Raw genomic sequence first — 13,824 nt, 5'->3', positions numbered from 1 at the left:
ACAGGTCGGCCGGGGGCCGCACAACCTGCTCATCTCGAGGTAGGCAGAGTGGTTGCTTCTGTCGGCTCCTCTTGGTTGGAGATAGGCAGATTGACTAGTTTGGGCCCGTGCTGACCCTGGACCAGATCGACATCGCCCTGCTCACCGCGCTGACCGAGCACCCGCGCGCCGGCGACCTCGAGCTGTCCCGCCTGACCCAGGTCGCCCGGGCCACCGTGCAGAGCCGGCTGCGGCGGATGGCCGAGGCCGGCGTCATCGCCGACTGGGACCCGACGCTCGACGTCGCCGCGGCCGGCTTCGAGGTCCAGGCCTATGTGACCCTCGAGATCGCGCAGGGCGCGCTCGACGAGGTCTCCCGCGACCTCGAGGCGATCCCGCAGGTGCTGGAGGCCTATGTCACCACCGGCTCGTTCGACGTGCTGTGCCGGGTCGCGACCCGCTCGCACCCCGAGCTGCAGGCGACGCTGGTGCGCATCGACCAGTCGTCGTCGGTGGTCCGCTCGACGAGCGTGATGGTGCTCTCGGTGCTGGTGCCGCCGCGGGTGCTGCCGCTGCTGGCGAGCGGCGAGACGGCGCCGAGCCGGCGGGCACCGGCGTACCGGAAGGGCTGATCAGGCCTCGGGCTCGTCGTCGGGCTCGTCGTCGGATTCGTCCTCGGCCTCGTCGTCGGGCTCGTCGTCGGATTCGTCCTCGGCCTCGTCTTCGAGCTGGTCCGGGTCGTCGTCGACGACCTCACCGTCGAGCAGGTGCTCGACCATGCCCTGGGCCTGGCCCGGTGTGGGCGGGGCGTCGTAGTCCTCGGTCGCCGGCACCACGTCGTACAGCTCACGCAGCGTCTCGGGCGACCCCGGGCGGTCGTCGTTCTCGGTCTCCCCCATGGCACGAGGCTAGCGGCCGAGCGCCGTCGGAGGGGCCCAAAAAACTGGAAGCCGCCGCAGGCGTCTCGGGTCACCTGCGGCGGCGAACGCCATCTTGGCATGGGCCTCAGCCGGTTGTCATCCGGTTCCGGAGTAAAAGTTTCAACGACGTCGGCGGGCCCGCGCCGACGTCAGAGCCAGCCGGCGCCGCCCGCGATGAGCAGGGCGCCGAAGATCGCGAAGAGGCTCGCGGCGCCGTACTTGACGACCTTCTCGGGCAGCTGGCGCCCGACGATCGCGCCGAGGGCGATGGCGAGCGCGTCGGCGGCGACCATGCCGACGGTGGAGCCGAGCCAGGTGCCGAACCAGCCCTCCTGGGTGGCCAGGGTGATGGTGGCGAGCATGGTCTTGTCGCCGAGCTCGGCGAGGAAGAAGAAGACGGCGACGACGAGGATGGCGCGGCCGGTGGCGGCGTTGGCCTTGGCGGTGTCGTCCTCGGTGAGCTCGTCGCCGCGCAGGGTCCAGGCGGCGAAGCCGAGGAAGGCGATGCCGGCGACGACCTCGATCGTGCCCCGGTACGACGAGAAGGCGTCGCCGATCAGATAGCCGATCCCGACCGAGGCCAGGTGGACGACGGCGGTGGCGGCGGTCAGGCCGATGATGACGTCGCGGGCGCGGTAGCGCGTGGCGAAGGTCATCGCCATGAGCTGGCTCTTGTCGCCGAGCTCCGCGATGAAGATGACGGCGGTGCTGAGCAGGAAGGCGTACATCGGTGGTCCCTCTCCGGCGCCGGCCGGAGGAGCCCCATCGCAGATGGACGCCTTCGACCAGCACGTCCAAAAAACGGTCGTGGATCTGGTCGAAGGTCTCGTCCGCCACTCGCGTGGCCTGACGCGCCGGGCCGATGGCCAGTGTGTCGACGCGTCCGTTGAGGACTACTCCCCTTCGGTCAGCACTGTACGTGGCGTCCCCGCGACCGGCCGAATCGGCGGGGGCGGCCGGGGTTCGTCTCCCGATTCGATCGATCAAAAGCGAAACCGGGTACTGACAGGTGAACGGACGGGGTCGGCGCCGATGTGCGTCAGCGCAAAACGGGTGTCATGGTGACTGTCACGCGGACGACGGTGTCCCCGGATCGCACGATTCGAACCCCGGAAGAAACCGGGTGGGCTGTGGGGTAGCGTGCCCACACCTTGACAAGGACCGAAAGGCTGGCGAAGGCAAATGGTTGATGTGGAGCGGACGCTCGACGAGGCGGGTCTCACCAACCCCCACGTTCGTGAGTACGTCGCACACTGGGCCAACATCACGGGTGCGGAGCGCATCGAGGTCGTGTCCGCGGCCGACGACGCCCGACTGATCCAGGAGGCACTGGACGCGGGCGAGCTCCTCCCCGCCGGCGAGGGTCGCTACTACTCGCGGTCCTACTACAAGGACACCGCGCGCGCCGAGGAGCGCACCATCGTTGCGACCTCCAACGAGGCCGACAAGGGCATCTACAACAACTGGAAGCCCGCCGCCGAGATGAAGCCGAAGCTCGTCGAGCTGATGACCGGCGCCTCGGTGGGCAAGACGATGTACGTCATCCCCTACCTCATGTCGCCGAAGGGCTCGCCGGTCGAGAAGTTCGCCGCCGGCGTCGAGCTGACCGACAACCGCAATGTCGTCATGCAGATGATCCGCATGGCCCGCGTGGGCGTCGAGTACGTCAACGAACTCGGCGACTCCTTCGTCAAGGCCGTGCACGTCACCGGCGACCTGGAGAACCTCGGCCAGGGCACGCCTGACGACAAGCGCTACTTCGTGACCGTCGCCGACGAGCGCACGATCCTGCACTTCGGCTCGTCGTACGGCGGCAACGCGCTGCTCGGCAAGATCGCCCACGGTCTGCGCCAGGGCTCCTACGACGGCTGGAAGAACGGCTTCCTCGTGGAGCAGTTCATGCTGCTGGGCATCACCGACAAGCAGACCGGCAAGAAGTACAACATCTGCGGTGGCTTCCCGTCGGCCTCGGGCAAGACCAACCTCGCGATGACGCTGGCCCCCGACGCCCTGGGCGACCGCTACTACGTCGAGTTCTACGGCGACGACATCGCGTGGATCTGGGTCGGCGACGACGGCAAGCTCTACGGCATGAACCCGGAGAACGGCGTCTTCGGTGTCGCGAAGGACACCAACGAGAAGACCAACCCGACGGCGATCGACTCGATCGTCGAGGGCACCGGCGCCATCTTCACCAACGTCGCGTACAACACGAAGACCCAGGAGGTCTGGTGGGAGGGTCGCGGCGAGAAGCCGACCGACCTCGACGGCTGGGAGGACTGGAAGGGCGAGGTCATCGCCGACCGGGCTCCCGAGCACGCCGACGACCCGTGGGCGCACCCCAACAGCCGCTTCACGACCACCCTCGCCAACGTCCCCAACGTCGCCAAGGACTTCGAGGACCCGCAGGGCGTCGAGATCCACGGCATCATCTTCGGTGGCCGTACCCGTGACCGCGAGCCGCTGATCCGCGCGATCACCGACATCGCCGAGGGCGTCTACGACGGCCTCACCCTGGGCGCCGAGGCGACCGCCGCGGCCGACGGCCTCGAGGGCGTGCTCCGCTACGACCCGATGTCGATGCGTCCGTTCATGTCGTACTCCGAGGCCGACTACGCCGCGCACTGGCTCGAGGTCATCGGCCGGGCGACGACGAAGCCGATCTTCGCGCACGTCAACTGGTTCCAGCGCGGTGACGACGGCCGCTTCCTGTGGCCCGGCTACCGCGAGAACCTGCGGCCGCTGAACTGGCTCATGGAGTTCCTCAACGGCGAGGTCGAGGGCGTCCAGACCGCCGTCGGCGTGCTGCCGAAGCGCGAGGAGCTCAACCTCGAGGGCCTCGACGAGCAGGCGCTCGCCGACCTCGACACGCTCCTGACGATCGACGTCCCGCGTTGGCAGCAGGAGATGGGCTTCCGCGAGAAGCACCTCGCGCAGTTCGACGGTCTCCCGGAGGAGATCTGGGAGGCGCACCGTCGCGTCGCGAAGGCGCTCGACGAGGCCTGAGCCTCACCCGTACGTCCACAGTGCCCCGGCTCGTCGAGCCGGGGCACTGTGCGTTGCCGGCCCCTAGGCTGCGCTCATGCGCGCCGTCGTCTGCCACCAGGCCCAGCTGACCGTCGAGGACCTTCCGGACCTCGTGCCCACCCAGGGGCAGGTGCTGCTCGACGTCGAGCGGTGCGGCATCTGCGGCTCGGACCTGCACGCGCGGGTGCACTGCGACGACCTCGCCGACGACGTGGCGACGCTGGGCTACGACGCGTTCATGCGCTCCACCGACCGCGTGGTGATGGGCCACGAGTTCGTCGGCACGGTCGTCGACTACGGGCCGAAGACGCGCAGGGCCTTCCCGCTCGGCGCCCGCGTGGTCGCGCTCCCGGTGCTCAAGAGCGGTCGCGACGTGCACCTGACCGGACTGACCGCCCAGGCCTCCGGCGGCTACGCCGAGCAGGTGCTGGTCAACGCGTCGATGGCGATGCGGGTGCCGGACGGGCTGGACGCCGACGCCGCCGCGCTCACGGAGCCGATGGCCGTCGCGCTGCACGCCGTACGGCGGGGGCAGGTCGGGGCGCGCGACACCGCCGTCGTCATCGGCTGCGGCCCGATCGGCCTCGCCGTGATCGCGATGCTGAAGGCGACCGGCGTCCGTCACGTCATCGCCAGCGACTTCTCGCCCGGCCGCCGCGCCCTCGCCGAGCGGATGGGCGCCGACGTTGTCGTCGACCCGGCCACCGTCTCGCCGTGGTCGTCCTTCGCGGACTCGCGCTACCTCACCGAGGCGATCGCCCTCGCCGAGCTCGGCATCGACGCGATGGACAAGCTGCGCGCCGTACCCCTGCTGCCGTGGGCGCACGTGATGCGCGCCGCCGAGAAGGTCGGCGCGACGCCGCGCGGCCCGGTCGTCTTCGAGTGCGTCGGCGTGCCCGGGATCATCGAGCACATCATCTCCTCGGCCCCGCTGCTCTCGCGCGTGGTCGTGGTCGGCGTCTGCATGGGTGAGGACGCCTTCCGGCCGTCGATGGCGATCAACAAGGAGATCGACCTGCGCTTCGCGTTCGCCTACGACCCGAGCGAGTTCCACCAGACGTTGCAGTGGATCGCGTCGGGGAAGGTCGACGTACGGCCGCTGATCACGGGGACCGTGGGGCTGGACGGCGTCGCGGGGGCGTTCGAGGACCTACGGGATCCGGAGCGGCACGCGAAGATCCTGGTGGATCCGGCGCGCTGAGATCAGGCGTCAGGCGGCGGGTGGCCGCAGCAGATGGGCCTTGATGATCTTGACGTCGTCCTCGACCGAGCCGAGGCGGTGCTCGATGGCGTCGAAGCGGACGCCGCACAGGGCCGCGACGTGGTCGGTCTTGGCGTCGTACTTCGCATCGATCGCGTCGATCTTGGCGCCGAGGGCGTCGAACCTGGAGTCGACGGCGTCGAACTTCGCCTCGAACTTGGCGTCGATGGCGTCGAACCTCGCCTCGAACTTGGCGTCGATGGCGTCGAACTTGGCGTCGACGGCGTCGAACTTCGCCTCGAACTTGGCGTCGACGGCGTCGAACCTCGCCTCGAACTTGGCATCGACGGCGTCGATCTTGGCGTCGACGGCGTCGAACCTCGCCTCGAACTTGGCATCGACGGCGTCGAACCTGGCGTCGACGGCGTCGAACTTCGCCTCGAACGTGGAGTCAGAGGCGTCGATCCGCCCGCTCAGCCGCGCCTCGACGGCCTGAGTCTCGGCGCGCAACGCGGACAGGATGTGACGCGTGGTGATGCCGAGCATGGTGGACATCACGGCGCTGAAGACGCCCAGCAGGCTCCAGAACTGCAGGTTGCTCACCGTGGTCACCTCCTCGGTCGATGTGTCGGACGAGCACGATGCTGACACAGATCCGGCGCGCGACCCAGGGCCGTGCGGCAACCTGTGGAGAACTCCGTCAGCCCCGCGCGATCGCCCGCCCCGCGGCCCGCCCCGAGAAGATGCAGCCACCCAGGAAGGTGCCCTCGAGCGCGTTGTAGCCGTGCACGCCGCCGCCGCCGAAACCGGCGACCTCGCCGGCGGCGTACAGCCCGGGGATGACCGAGCCGGTGGCGGAGACGGCCCGGGAGGACAGGTCGGTGGCGATGCCGCCGAGGGTCTTGCGCGTCAGGATGTTCAGCCGTACGGCGATCAGCGGGCCGTGCTCGGGGTCGAGGATCTTGTGCGGCTTCGCCACGCGGATCAGCTTGTCGGTGCGGGAGCGGCGGGCGTTGTTGACGGCCATCAGCTGGAAGTCCTTGCTGAAGCCGTTGTCGAGCTCGAGGTCGCGCGCGGCGATCTGGCGGCGCAGCACCTCGACGTCGAGCCGCGGGCCGCGGGCGGGGGAGTCGCCGGTGACGATGTCGTTCATCCCGTCGACGAGCTCCTCGAGCGAGGACGCGACGACGAAGTCGAGGCCGTCGGTCTTGAACCGCTCGACCGGCGCGGGGGCGCCCTTGGCGAGGCGCGCCTTGAGCATCACGCGCAGGTCCTTGCCGGTGATGTCGGGGTTCTGCTCCGAGCCCGAGAGCGCGAACTCCTTCTCGATGATCGACTGCGTCAGCACGAACCAGGTGTAGTCGTAGCCGGTCGCGCCGATCGTCGCGAGCGTGCCGAGGCTGTCGAAGCCGGGGTAGTTCGGGGCGGGCAGGCGTCGGCCGGTCGCGTCGAACCAGAGGGACGACGGGCCGGGGATGATCCGGATCGCGTGGTCGGGCCAGATCGGGTCCCAGTTGTGGATGCCCTCGGTGTAGTGCCACATCCGGTCGGAGTTCACCAGCCGCGCGCCGGCGTCGGCGGCGATGCCGAGCCCGCGCCCGTCGACGTACGCCGGCACGCCGCTGATCATGTGCTTCGGCGCCGGTCCGAGCCGGTCGACCGGCCAGTTGGCGCGGATCAGGTCGTGGTTGTGGCCGATGCCGCCGGTCGTGACGACGACCGCCGGCGCCCGCAGCGCGAAGGCGTCGACCGCCACCCGGGACGACGCGAAGCCCCGCTCGACCGGCGACGGCTCCAGCACCGCACCCCGGACGCCGACCACCGCGTCGCCGTCGGTGACGAGGGAGTCGACGCGGTGCCGGAAGCCGAAGCGCACCAGGCCGACGGCCTCGGCCTCGAGCACCGGCTCGAGGAAGACGCGGACCACCTCGGGCCCGGTGCCCCACGTCAGGTGGAAGCGGGGCACGGAGTTGCCGTGCCCCGACGCGTCGCCGCGGCCGCGCTCGGCCCAGCCGACGAAGGGCAGGACCTTCAGGCCCAGCTCGCGCAGGTAGGAGCGCTTCTCGGTCGCGGCGAAGCGGACGTAGGCCTCGGCCCACTGCCGCGCCCAGTGGTCCTGCCCGGGCACGCCGTCGTCGCCGGCGGCGAGCCGGTCGAAGCCGGCCGAGCCCTGCCAGTCCTGCCAGGCCAGCTCGAAGGAGTCCTTGATGCCCATCCGGCGCTGCTCGGGCGAGTCGACGAGGAAGAGCCCGCCCAGCGACCAGAACGCCTGACCGCCGAGATTGGCGCGATTCTCCTGGTCGAGCACGAGGACCCGCTTGCCCGCGCGCGTCGCCTCGTAGGTCGCGACGAGCCCGGCCAGGCCGGCTCCCACGACGATCGCGTCCGGCTCGAATCCCATGTCCACAGCGCCCTCGGTCACAGCCCGGAGCCTGCCACACCCGGTGTCACCGGGCGTGGCAGCGCGGGTGTCACGATGGAGGTACGGGTCGCCGTCCAGCGCGACCGTGATCAGGACGAGCACCATCGAGAACGCCGTGGTCAGCAGGCTCGCCCGCGACGGCGACCGGAACCGCGGGTGCGACGCGCCCAGCGCCGCGGGCAGCACCCGGTCCCGGCCCAGCGCGAACAGGTAGCGCGAGGTGGCGTTGTGGAAGGCGACCGTCGCCGCCAGGATGCTGGTCACGATGAGCAGGTCCATCGTCGTCTTCGCCCAGGGGCCGACGTAGCTGTCGGCCAGCTGGAAGTACAGGCCCTGGAACGAGTCCGAGGCGGCGACGTCGGAGACGCCCGACACCCCGAGCGCGGCCACCGCGACCCAGTTGATGAAGCCGTAGAAGAGCGCCAGGAAGCCGACGGCGACGTACGTCGCGCGGGGCACGGTCCGCTCGGGGTCGCGTGCCTCCTCGGCGTAGATGGCCGTGCCCTCGAACCCGATGAACGCGCCCAGCGCCAGCACGAACATCCCGCCGGCGAACACCTCGCTCGGCGCGAAGGGCTGCGCGGAGACGTGGGACGTCCCCTCCTGGAGCAGCACGGCGACCGCGAGGACGACGAGGATCAGCACCTCCAGCGACATCAGGACGGCGAGCACCCGCGCGCCGATGTCGATCTGCCGGTAGCCGAGGATCGCGACGAGCACCGCACCGACGAGCACCGCACCGACGAGCGCTGGCAGCAGCTCGCGCGGCGCGTGCTGCGCTCCTACCGCGACCTGGCCGTCGCACTGCCGCGCACCTTCGAGCTCCTCGCCCTCGCTCCGTGGGCGCGGAGCCGCCCCGACGACGCGCAGCCGGCGCCGGCCGCGGGCAGCGAGATCGGGCACCTGCGCGACCTCGAGATGTACGACGCCGGCGTCGAGGCCCTCATCGCCGGGCTCGCCGTGACCCTCGCCGATCAGGCGGGCGCGTCCACCTGAACCGCCAGCCGGGTCGGCGCGGACCGCCCGCGCAGCACCACCTCGCCGTGCGGCCGCCAATGCGCGGCCTCGGCCGGATCGGCCGCCTCGACCGACGCCCACGCGGCCAGCACGCCGCCCGGGGCGTCCTTCGCCAGGTCGGTGAGCCGGGCCGCGGAGTTCACCGCGTCGCCGATGACGGTGTACTCGAAGCGCTGCTCGTGGCCGACATTGCCTGCCACGACCTGCCCCGTCGCGATGCCGATGCCGGCGCCCACCTCGGGCACCTCGGCGGCCAGTCGGGCCGCCATCGAGCGGGCCGCGGAGAGCGCCGCCGCGGCGTGGTCGGGGTGCTCGACGGGCGCGCCGAAGATGGCGAGGACGGCGTCGCCGATGAACTTGTTGACCAGCCCGTGGTGGCGGTCGACCTCGTCGACGACCACGCCGAAGAACCGGTTGAGGACGCCGACGACCTCGGTCGGCCCGTGCTCGGTGGCGTACGTCGTCGATCCCACCAGGTCGACGAAGAGCACCGAGCAGACGCGGGTCTCGCCGCCGAGCTCGATCTCGCCGGCGCCGATCGCGGCGGCCGCGGCCGCCACCTCCTGGCCGACGTGGCGACCGAAGAGGTCGCGGATCTGCTCGCGCTCCTGGAGCCCGGCGACCATGTCGTTGAAGCCGCTCTGCAGCTGCCCGAGCTCGGTGCCGTCGTAGACGACGACGTCGGTGTCGAGGTCGCCCGCCTCGACCGCGCGCATCGCGTCGCGCACCGACAGCAGCGGCGCGACGACGGCCCGCGCGTTGAGGTCGGTGAGCAGGAAGCCGAAGATGAGGACCGCGCCGCAGACGATGATCGTGACGACGGCGAGCTGGTGCAGCGTCGCATCGCTGTGGGGCGTCAGCGCGAGGATCCCGGTGATGAGCAGGCCGACGACGGGCGCGCCGGTGCCGAGGGTCCAGAAGATCGCCATCCGCGGGCCGACGCCGACGCCGCGCAGCCGGTGCGTGACGCGGACGTCGCTCAGCGCCCGCGCCGCGATCGGCCGCAGCGAGAACTCCGTGAGCAGGTAGGAGATGCCCGCGACGACGACCGCCCCGATGCCGACCGTGAGCGCGGTGCCGACCGTGCGCGAGGACTGGAGCGCCACGGTGAGCGCGGTGAACAGCACGGTGCCGACCATCCAGATCGCGAACTGGATCGCGGTCAGGTGGAAGGGCACCCGCAGCGCCCGCATCCGCTGCGTGCGGTCGGGGTCGACGTCCGGCTGGGTCGCCCAGCGCAGCGCGCGCAGCGACATCGTGGTGCCCCAGATCGCGCCGACCACCGCGGCCACGCCGACGTACGTCGGGATGGCGATCGCGAGCGCGACCACCATCCGCTCGGTCGGCGGCGGCGACGGGATCGCCCAGGTGTTGATGACGAACACGACGAGCGCGCCGATCAGGTTGGTGCTGACCAGCATCAGCGTGAGCAGCAGCTGGATCCGCACCCGCAGCCGGCGCGGCGCCTGGTCGCGCGGGCCGAGGATCCGCGAGCCGAAGGGGCTGCGCCGGGCTGGGGGAGTCCGACGCGGCATGACGGGAATCCTAGGGCGTCGTTGGGCGGCATCTGATTGGATCGACCTCATGACCGCGGCTGAGATCACCGAGGCGTATGCCGCGTTCCACGAGAAGGTCGCGGGCTTCGCCGCCAGTGGCGACTGGTCGGGCTACGCCGACCTGTTCACCCCCGACGCCGTGTACGTCGAGCACGCGATGGGTACGTTCCACGGCCGTGACGAGATCCGGGCGTGGGCGGTGCGCACCATGACGTCGTACCCGGGGCGGCTGATGCCGGAGTTCCCGATCACCTGGCAGGTCGTCGACGCCGACGCGCGCCGGCTGGTGTGCGAGGTGCTCAACCCGATGCCCGACCCGGGCGACGGCACCGAGCTCGTCGAGCCGAATATCACCATCATGACCTACGCCGGCGACGGGCTCTTCTCCCGCGAGGAGGACGTCTACAACCCGCTGCGCTTCCACGCGATGGCGCAGAAGTGGGCGCGCATCGCGGCCGCGCACGACAACGCCGACGACGACGTGCTCGCCTGGCTCGACAAGTACGGGGATGGCCGGTGACCGGCGCCGCCAAGCGACTGCTGCTCGAGATCCTCGGCTGGCTCCTGCTGGTCGCGGGCATCGCCGCGCTGGTGCTGCCGGGGCCCGGACTGCTGCTGATGGCGGCCGGTCTGGCCGTGCTGTCGCAGCAGTACACCTGGGCCGAGCGGCTGCTCGACCCGGTGCTGCTGCGCGCGCTGCGGGCCGCGGCCGAGGGTGTCGAGACGCTCCCGCGGGTGGTCATGTCGACGCTCGGCGCGCTGGCCATCGGCGGGTTCGGCGTGGTGTGGCTGGTCGACCCCGACACCCCGGACTGGTGGCCGATCGCGGAGCACTGGTGGCTCCCGGGCGGCGTCTGGACCGGCGTCACGCTGCTGCTCTCGTGCGTCATCGCGCTGGCGCTGATCGTCTACTCCTACCGCCGCTTCCACGGCAAGCCGGAGGCCCGGGCCGCGCTCGAGGGTGAGATCAGCGAGGCCGACGAGCGCCGGCATCACGAGGACGACTGAGCCGATGCCCGACGAGCCGACCATGCGCGAGCGGATGCTCGCCGGTGAGCTCTACCTGGCCGACGACCCCGAGCTGATCGAGGCGTACGAGCGCGCGCAGGAGCTGGCGTCGGCGTACAACGCGACGGGCGTGCGCGAGCGGTCGCGCCGGCACCAGCTGCTGGGCGAGCTGCTCGGCGCGGTGGGGGAGGAGACGGCGATCCGTCCGCCGCTGCACGTCGACTACGGCAGCCAGCTGCGGTTCGGCGCGCGCTGCTTCGCAAACTTCGGGCTGGTCGCGCTCGACGTGGCGCCCATCGTGATCGGCGACGACGTCCAGATCGGCCCCAACGTCCAGCTGCTCACGCCGCTGCACCCGCTGGAGGCCGGTCCGCGCCGCGACAAGTGGGAGTCGGCGCTGCCGATCGAGATCGGCGACAACGTCTGGCTCGGCGGCGGCGTCATCGTCTGTCCGGGCGTGACGATCGGCGCGAACACCGTGGTGGGCGCGGGATCCGTCGTCACCCGCGACCTGCCGGCAGGGGTGCTGGCGGCAGGGCGCCCGGCACGGGTCGTCCGGGAGCTCCCGGCATGAGCGTCCCGCTGCTCACGGCTCTCGCCGACCGGCAGCGGACGGGCAGCCGGCCGGGACGGCGCGACGACGGCCTCCGGATCGCGCTGGCGATCGAGGGCGGCGGCAGCCGCGCGGCGTACTCGGCCGGGATGACGCTCGCGCTCGACGAGGCCGGGCTCACCGACGCCTTCGACGACGTCTACGGCACGTCCGGCGGCGCGCTCAACGGCGCCTGGCTGCTCAGCGGCGAGGCGCAGCAGTGGCTGCGCAGCTGGGCCTGGCCGGAGGTGGCGGCCGCCAAGGTGACCGATCCGCGGCGGATGTTCCGGGGCGGGCCGATCGTCGACCTGCGCCGGCTGGTGCACCACGTCTACGAGTCGATCACGCCGATGGACTTCGACGCGATCGTCGCCAACCCGATCGGCTTCCACCCGATCGCGACCGACGCCGTGACGGGCGAGTCGGCCGACCTGGCGCCGTATGTCACCGACCGGCTGGGGGCGCAGACCGCCCTGCGCGCCAGCTCGTGCATCCCACTGCTGGCCGGGCGTCCGGTGCGCGTCGGCGATCGGACGTACGTCGACGGCGGGCTCTCCGAGGGCGTGCCCTTCCGGACCGCCCTCGCCCAGGGCGCCACCCACGTGCTGGTGCTGCGCACCCGCCGCGCCGACCAGCGCGCCGTACCGCCGTCGCGGCTGGAGCGGCTGCTGCTGGCGCCGTACTTCCTGCGGCACGGGCGGGCCGCGGGCGCCGCGCACATCGGACGCCACCGCACGTACGCCGACGACGACCTGCGGCTCGCGGCCGGCACGTCGGCCGACGTACCGACGCTGATGGAGGTGCGGCCGCCCCTCGGCTCGCCCGACGTGTCCCGGCTGAGCGCCGACCTCAGCGTCATCGACGCCGCGATCGAGCAGGGGCGTGCGGTGATGCACGCGTTCCTCGATGGCTGAGGTCGCCGCCCAGCGCCGGCCGCGCGACCGCAAGGAGCAGATCGTCGCGGCCGCGGCGCGCCACTTCGCCCAGCGCGGCTTCCACGACGCCTTCGTCGCCGACATCGCGGCGGAGGTCGGCATCACCGCCTCGGCGCTCTACCGGCACTTCGCCGGCAAGGCCGAGCTGCTCGTCGCGGCCATCGAGCTCGAGCTCGCGCAGCTCGAGGAGGCCTATGCGGCGGGCGGTCCGCTCGACGCCGTCCTCGACCGGGCGGCGGGGGTCCTGCTCCGGCCGCGGCGCACGCCCTCGCTGTGGCAGCGCAACGAGCAGCTCCTCGCGCCCGAGGTGCGCGTCGTCCTCGCGCAGCGGTACGACGTGGCGACCGCCGCCCTGCGGGACGCACTGCGCGCCGCGCGCCCCGACCTCGGGGAGGCCGACGTCGTACTGCTCGCCGCGGCCGCGCACGACCTCCTCGACAGCGCGCGCGCCTACGAGCGCGCCAAGGTCGAGCCGGCGCGGGCCCGCGGGCTGATGGTCGCCGCCGCCTCGGCGGTCGCAGCACTGCCCGCCGTCCTCGCCGACGCCGCGCCGGTGCTGGAGGAGGCGTCGCCCGGGATGCTGCCGGCGTCGCGGCGCCAGGCCGCCCTCTCGGCGGCGGTGCGGCTGTTCGCGGAGCGCGGCTTCGAGGCGGTCGGCATGGACGACATCGGCGCCGCCGCCGGCATCACCGGGCCGACGCTCTACCACCACTTCCCGGGGAAGTCGGCGATCCTGGTCGAGGTCATCATGCGCTGCCTCGACGCGATGTCCTTCGACCTCGCGGCGGTCCTGGCCGGCACCGACGACCCCGCGCTCGCGCTCGACGGAGCGCTCGCGTCCTTCGTGCGGATCAATGTCGCGCAGCGCGACGCGCTGACGCCGCTGTTCACCGAGATCGGCAACGTCCGGCCGGAGGAGCGGGCGCCGATCCGGCGGGCGCAGCAGGACTACGTCCACGAGTGGGCGGTGCTGCTGGCGGCGGCGCGCGACGACCTGACCACGGCGGAGGCGCAGGCGCTGGTGCGCTCGACGCAGACCGTCGTCAGCGCGATGCGCCGGCGGCTGCCGCTGTCGGCGCCGGCGCAGCGGGCCGTGCTGCACCGGGCCGGCCGGGCGGTGCTCGGCCTGCCGGGGGACAGCCCTCGCGATTGAGTCGGACCCATGTC

At 71.8% G+C, this 13,824-nt stretch carries 14 protein-coding genes; 9 read left to right on the top strand and 5 right to left on the bottom strand.

What is annotated here, in order from left to right; all coding sequences use genetic code 11:
- Positions 1-107: 107 nt before the first annotated feature.
- The gene (locus tag AB4880_RS12510) at positions 108-611 is read left to right on the top strand and encodes an Lrp/AsnC family transcriptional regulator (RefSeq protein ID WP_367919539.1); all 504 of its coding nucleotides are present in this window, start codon (positions 108-110) and stop codon (positions 609-611) included.
- Here the strand turns inward: AB4880_RS12510 and AB4880_RS12505 are convergent, their stop codons facing one another.
- Positions 612-878 carry a hypothetical protein gene (locus AB4880_RS12505; RefSeq protein ID WP_367919538.1) on the bottom strand — a complete coding sequence of 89 codons (267 nt, stop codon included), beginning with the start codon at positions 876-878 and terminating at the stop codon, positions 612-614. It abuts the gene before it with no gap.
- Between the two features lie 170 nt (positions 879-1,048).
- Positions 1,049-1,627: a TMEM165/GDT1 family protein gene (locus tag AB4880_RS12500; protein WP_367919537.1), complete on the bottom strand. Its 579-nt coding sequence runs from the start codon at positions 1,625-1,627 to the stop codon at positions 1,049-1,051.
- A gap of 454 nt (positions 1,628-2,081) precedes the next feature.
- Between AB4880_RS12500 and AB4880_RS12495 the strand changes: the two genes are divergently transcribed.
- Positions 2,082-3,905 carry a phosphoenolpyruvate carboxykinase (GTP) gene (locus tag AB4880_RS12495; RefSeq protein WP_367919536.1) on the top strand — a complete coding sequence of 608 codons (1,824 nt, stop codon included), beginning with the start codon at positions 2,082-2,084 and terminating at the stop codon, positions 3,903-3,905.
- Positions 3,906-3,981: 76 nt separating this feature from the next.
- Positions 3,982-5,127 (top strand): zinc-binding dehydrogenase, encoded by a 1,146-nt coding sequence (locus AB4880_RS12490; protein WP_367919535.1) that lies wholly within the window; start codon positions 3,982-3,984, stop codon positions 5,125-5,127.
- 9 nt (positions 5,128-5,136) lie between these two features.
- On the opposite strand, the gene AB4880_RS12485 is transcribed toward AB4880_RS12490, so the two are convergent.
- Positions 5,137-5,730, bottom strand: coding sequence for a hypothetical protein (locus tag AB4880_RS12485; RefSeq protein WP_367919534.1), 594 nt, complete (start codon positions 5,728-5,730; stop codon positions 5,137-5,139).
- Positions 5,731-5,827: 97 nt separating this feature from the next.
- Positions 5,828-8,284 carry an FAD-binding dehydrogenase gene (locus tag AB4880_RS12480; RefSeq protein ID WP_367919533.1) on the bottom strand — a complete coding sequence of 819 codons (2,457 nt, stop codon included), beginning with the start codon at positions 8,282-8,284 and terminating at the stop codon, positions 5,828-5,830.
- Between the two features lie 36 nt (positions 8,285-8,320).
- On the opposite strand from AB4880_RS12480, the gene AB4880_RS12475 reads away from it, so the two are divergent.
- A complete protein-coding gene (locus AB4880_RS12475; RefSeq protein WP_367919532.1) occupies positions 8,321-8,545 on the top strand; it encodes a hypothetical protein in 225 nt (74 codons plus the stop codon).
- Here the strand turns inward: AB4880_RS12475 and AB4880_RS12470 are convergent.
- Positions 8,524-10,101, bottom strand: coding sequence for an adenylate/guanylate cyclase domain-containing protein (locus AB4880_RS12470; RefSeq protein ID WP_367919531.1), 1,578 nt, complete (start codon positions 10,099-10,101; stop codon positions 8,524-8,526). The genes AB4880_RS12475 and AB4880_RS12470 overlap by 22 nt on opposite strands.
- Positions 10,102-10,150: 49 nt before the next feature.
- Between AB4880_RS12470 and AB4880_RS12465 the strand changes: the two genes are divergently transcribed.
- Genes AB4880_RS12465 through AB4880_RS12445 form a run of 5 tightly spaced genes read left to right on the top strand, consistent with a single transcriptional unit; the run spans position 10,151 to position 13,810 of the window.
- Positions 10,151-10,642: a nuclear transport factor 2 family protein gene (locus AB4880_RS12465; protein ID WP_367919530.1), complete on the top strand. Its 492-nt coding sequence runs from the start codon at positions 10,151-10,153 to the stop codon at positions 10,640-10,642.
- Positions 10,639-11,130: a PGPGW domain-containing protein gene (locus tag AB4880_RS12460; protein WP_367919529.1), complete on the top strand. Its 492-nt coding sequence runs from the start codon at positions 10,639-10,641 to the stop codon at positions 11,128-11,130. Before AB4880_RS12465 ends, AB4880_RS12460 begins: the two co-directional genes overlap by 4 nt.
- A gap of 4 nt (positions 11,131-11,134) precedes the next feature.
- Entirely contained in the window at positions 11,135-11,704 is a 570-nt protein-coding gene (locus AB4880_RS12455) for a sugar O-acetyltransferase (protein ID WP_367919528.1), read from the top strand.
- Positions 11,701-12,636 (top strand): patatin-like phospholipase family protein, encoded by a 936-nt coding sequence (locus AB4880_RS12450; RefSeq protein ID WP_367919527.1) that lies wholly within the window; start codon positions 11,701-11,703, stop codon positions 12,634-12,636. The genes AB4880_RS12455 and AB4880_RS12450 overlap by 4 nt, the downstream gene beginning before the upstream one ends.
- On the top strand, positions 12,629-13,810 hold the full coding sequence (locus AB4880_RS12445) for a TetR/AcrR family transcriptional regulator (protein WP_367919526.1): 1,182 nt from the start codon (positions 12,629-12,631) through the stop codon (positions 13,808-13,810). The genes AB4880_RS12450 and AB4880_RS12445 overlap by 8 nt, the downstream gene beginning before the upstream one ends.
- Positions 13,811-13,824 lie beyond the last annotated feature (14 nt).

It is taken from the genome of Nocardioides ginsengisoli (genome assembly GCF_039537225.1).
GTDB classification, from domain to species: Bacteria; Actinomycetota; Actinomycetes; order Propionibacteriales; family Nocardioidaceae; genus Nocardioides; species Nocardioides ginsengisoli.
The sequence above is the reverse complement of the archived record's forward strand: the minus strand, read 5'-3'. Positions and strand labels throughout refer to the sequence as shown.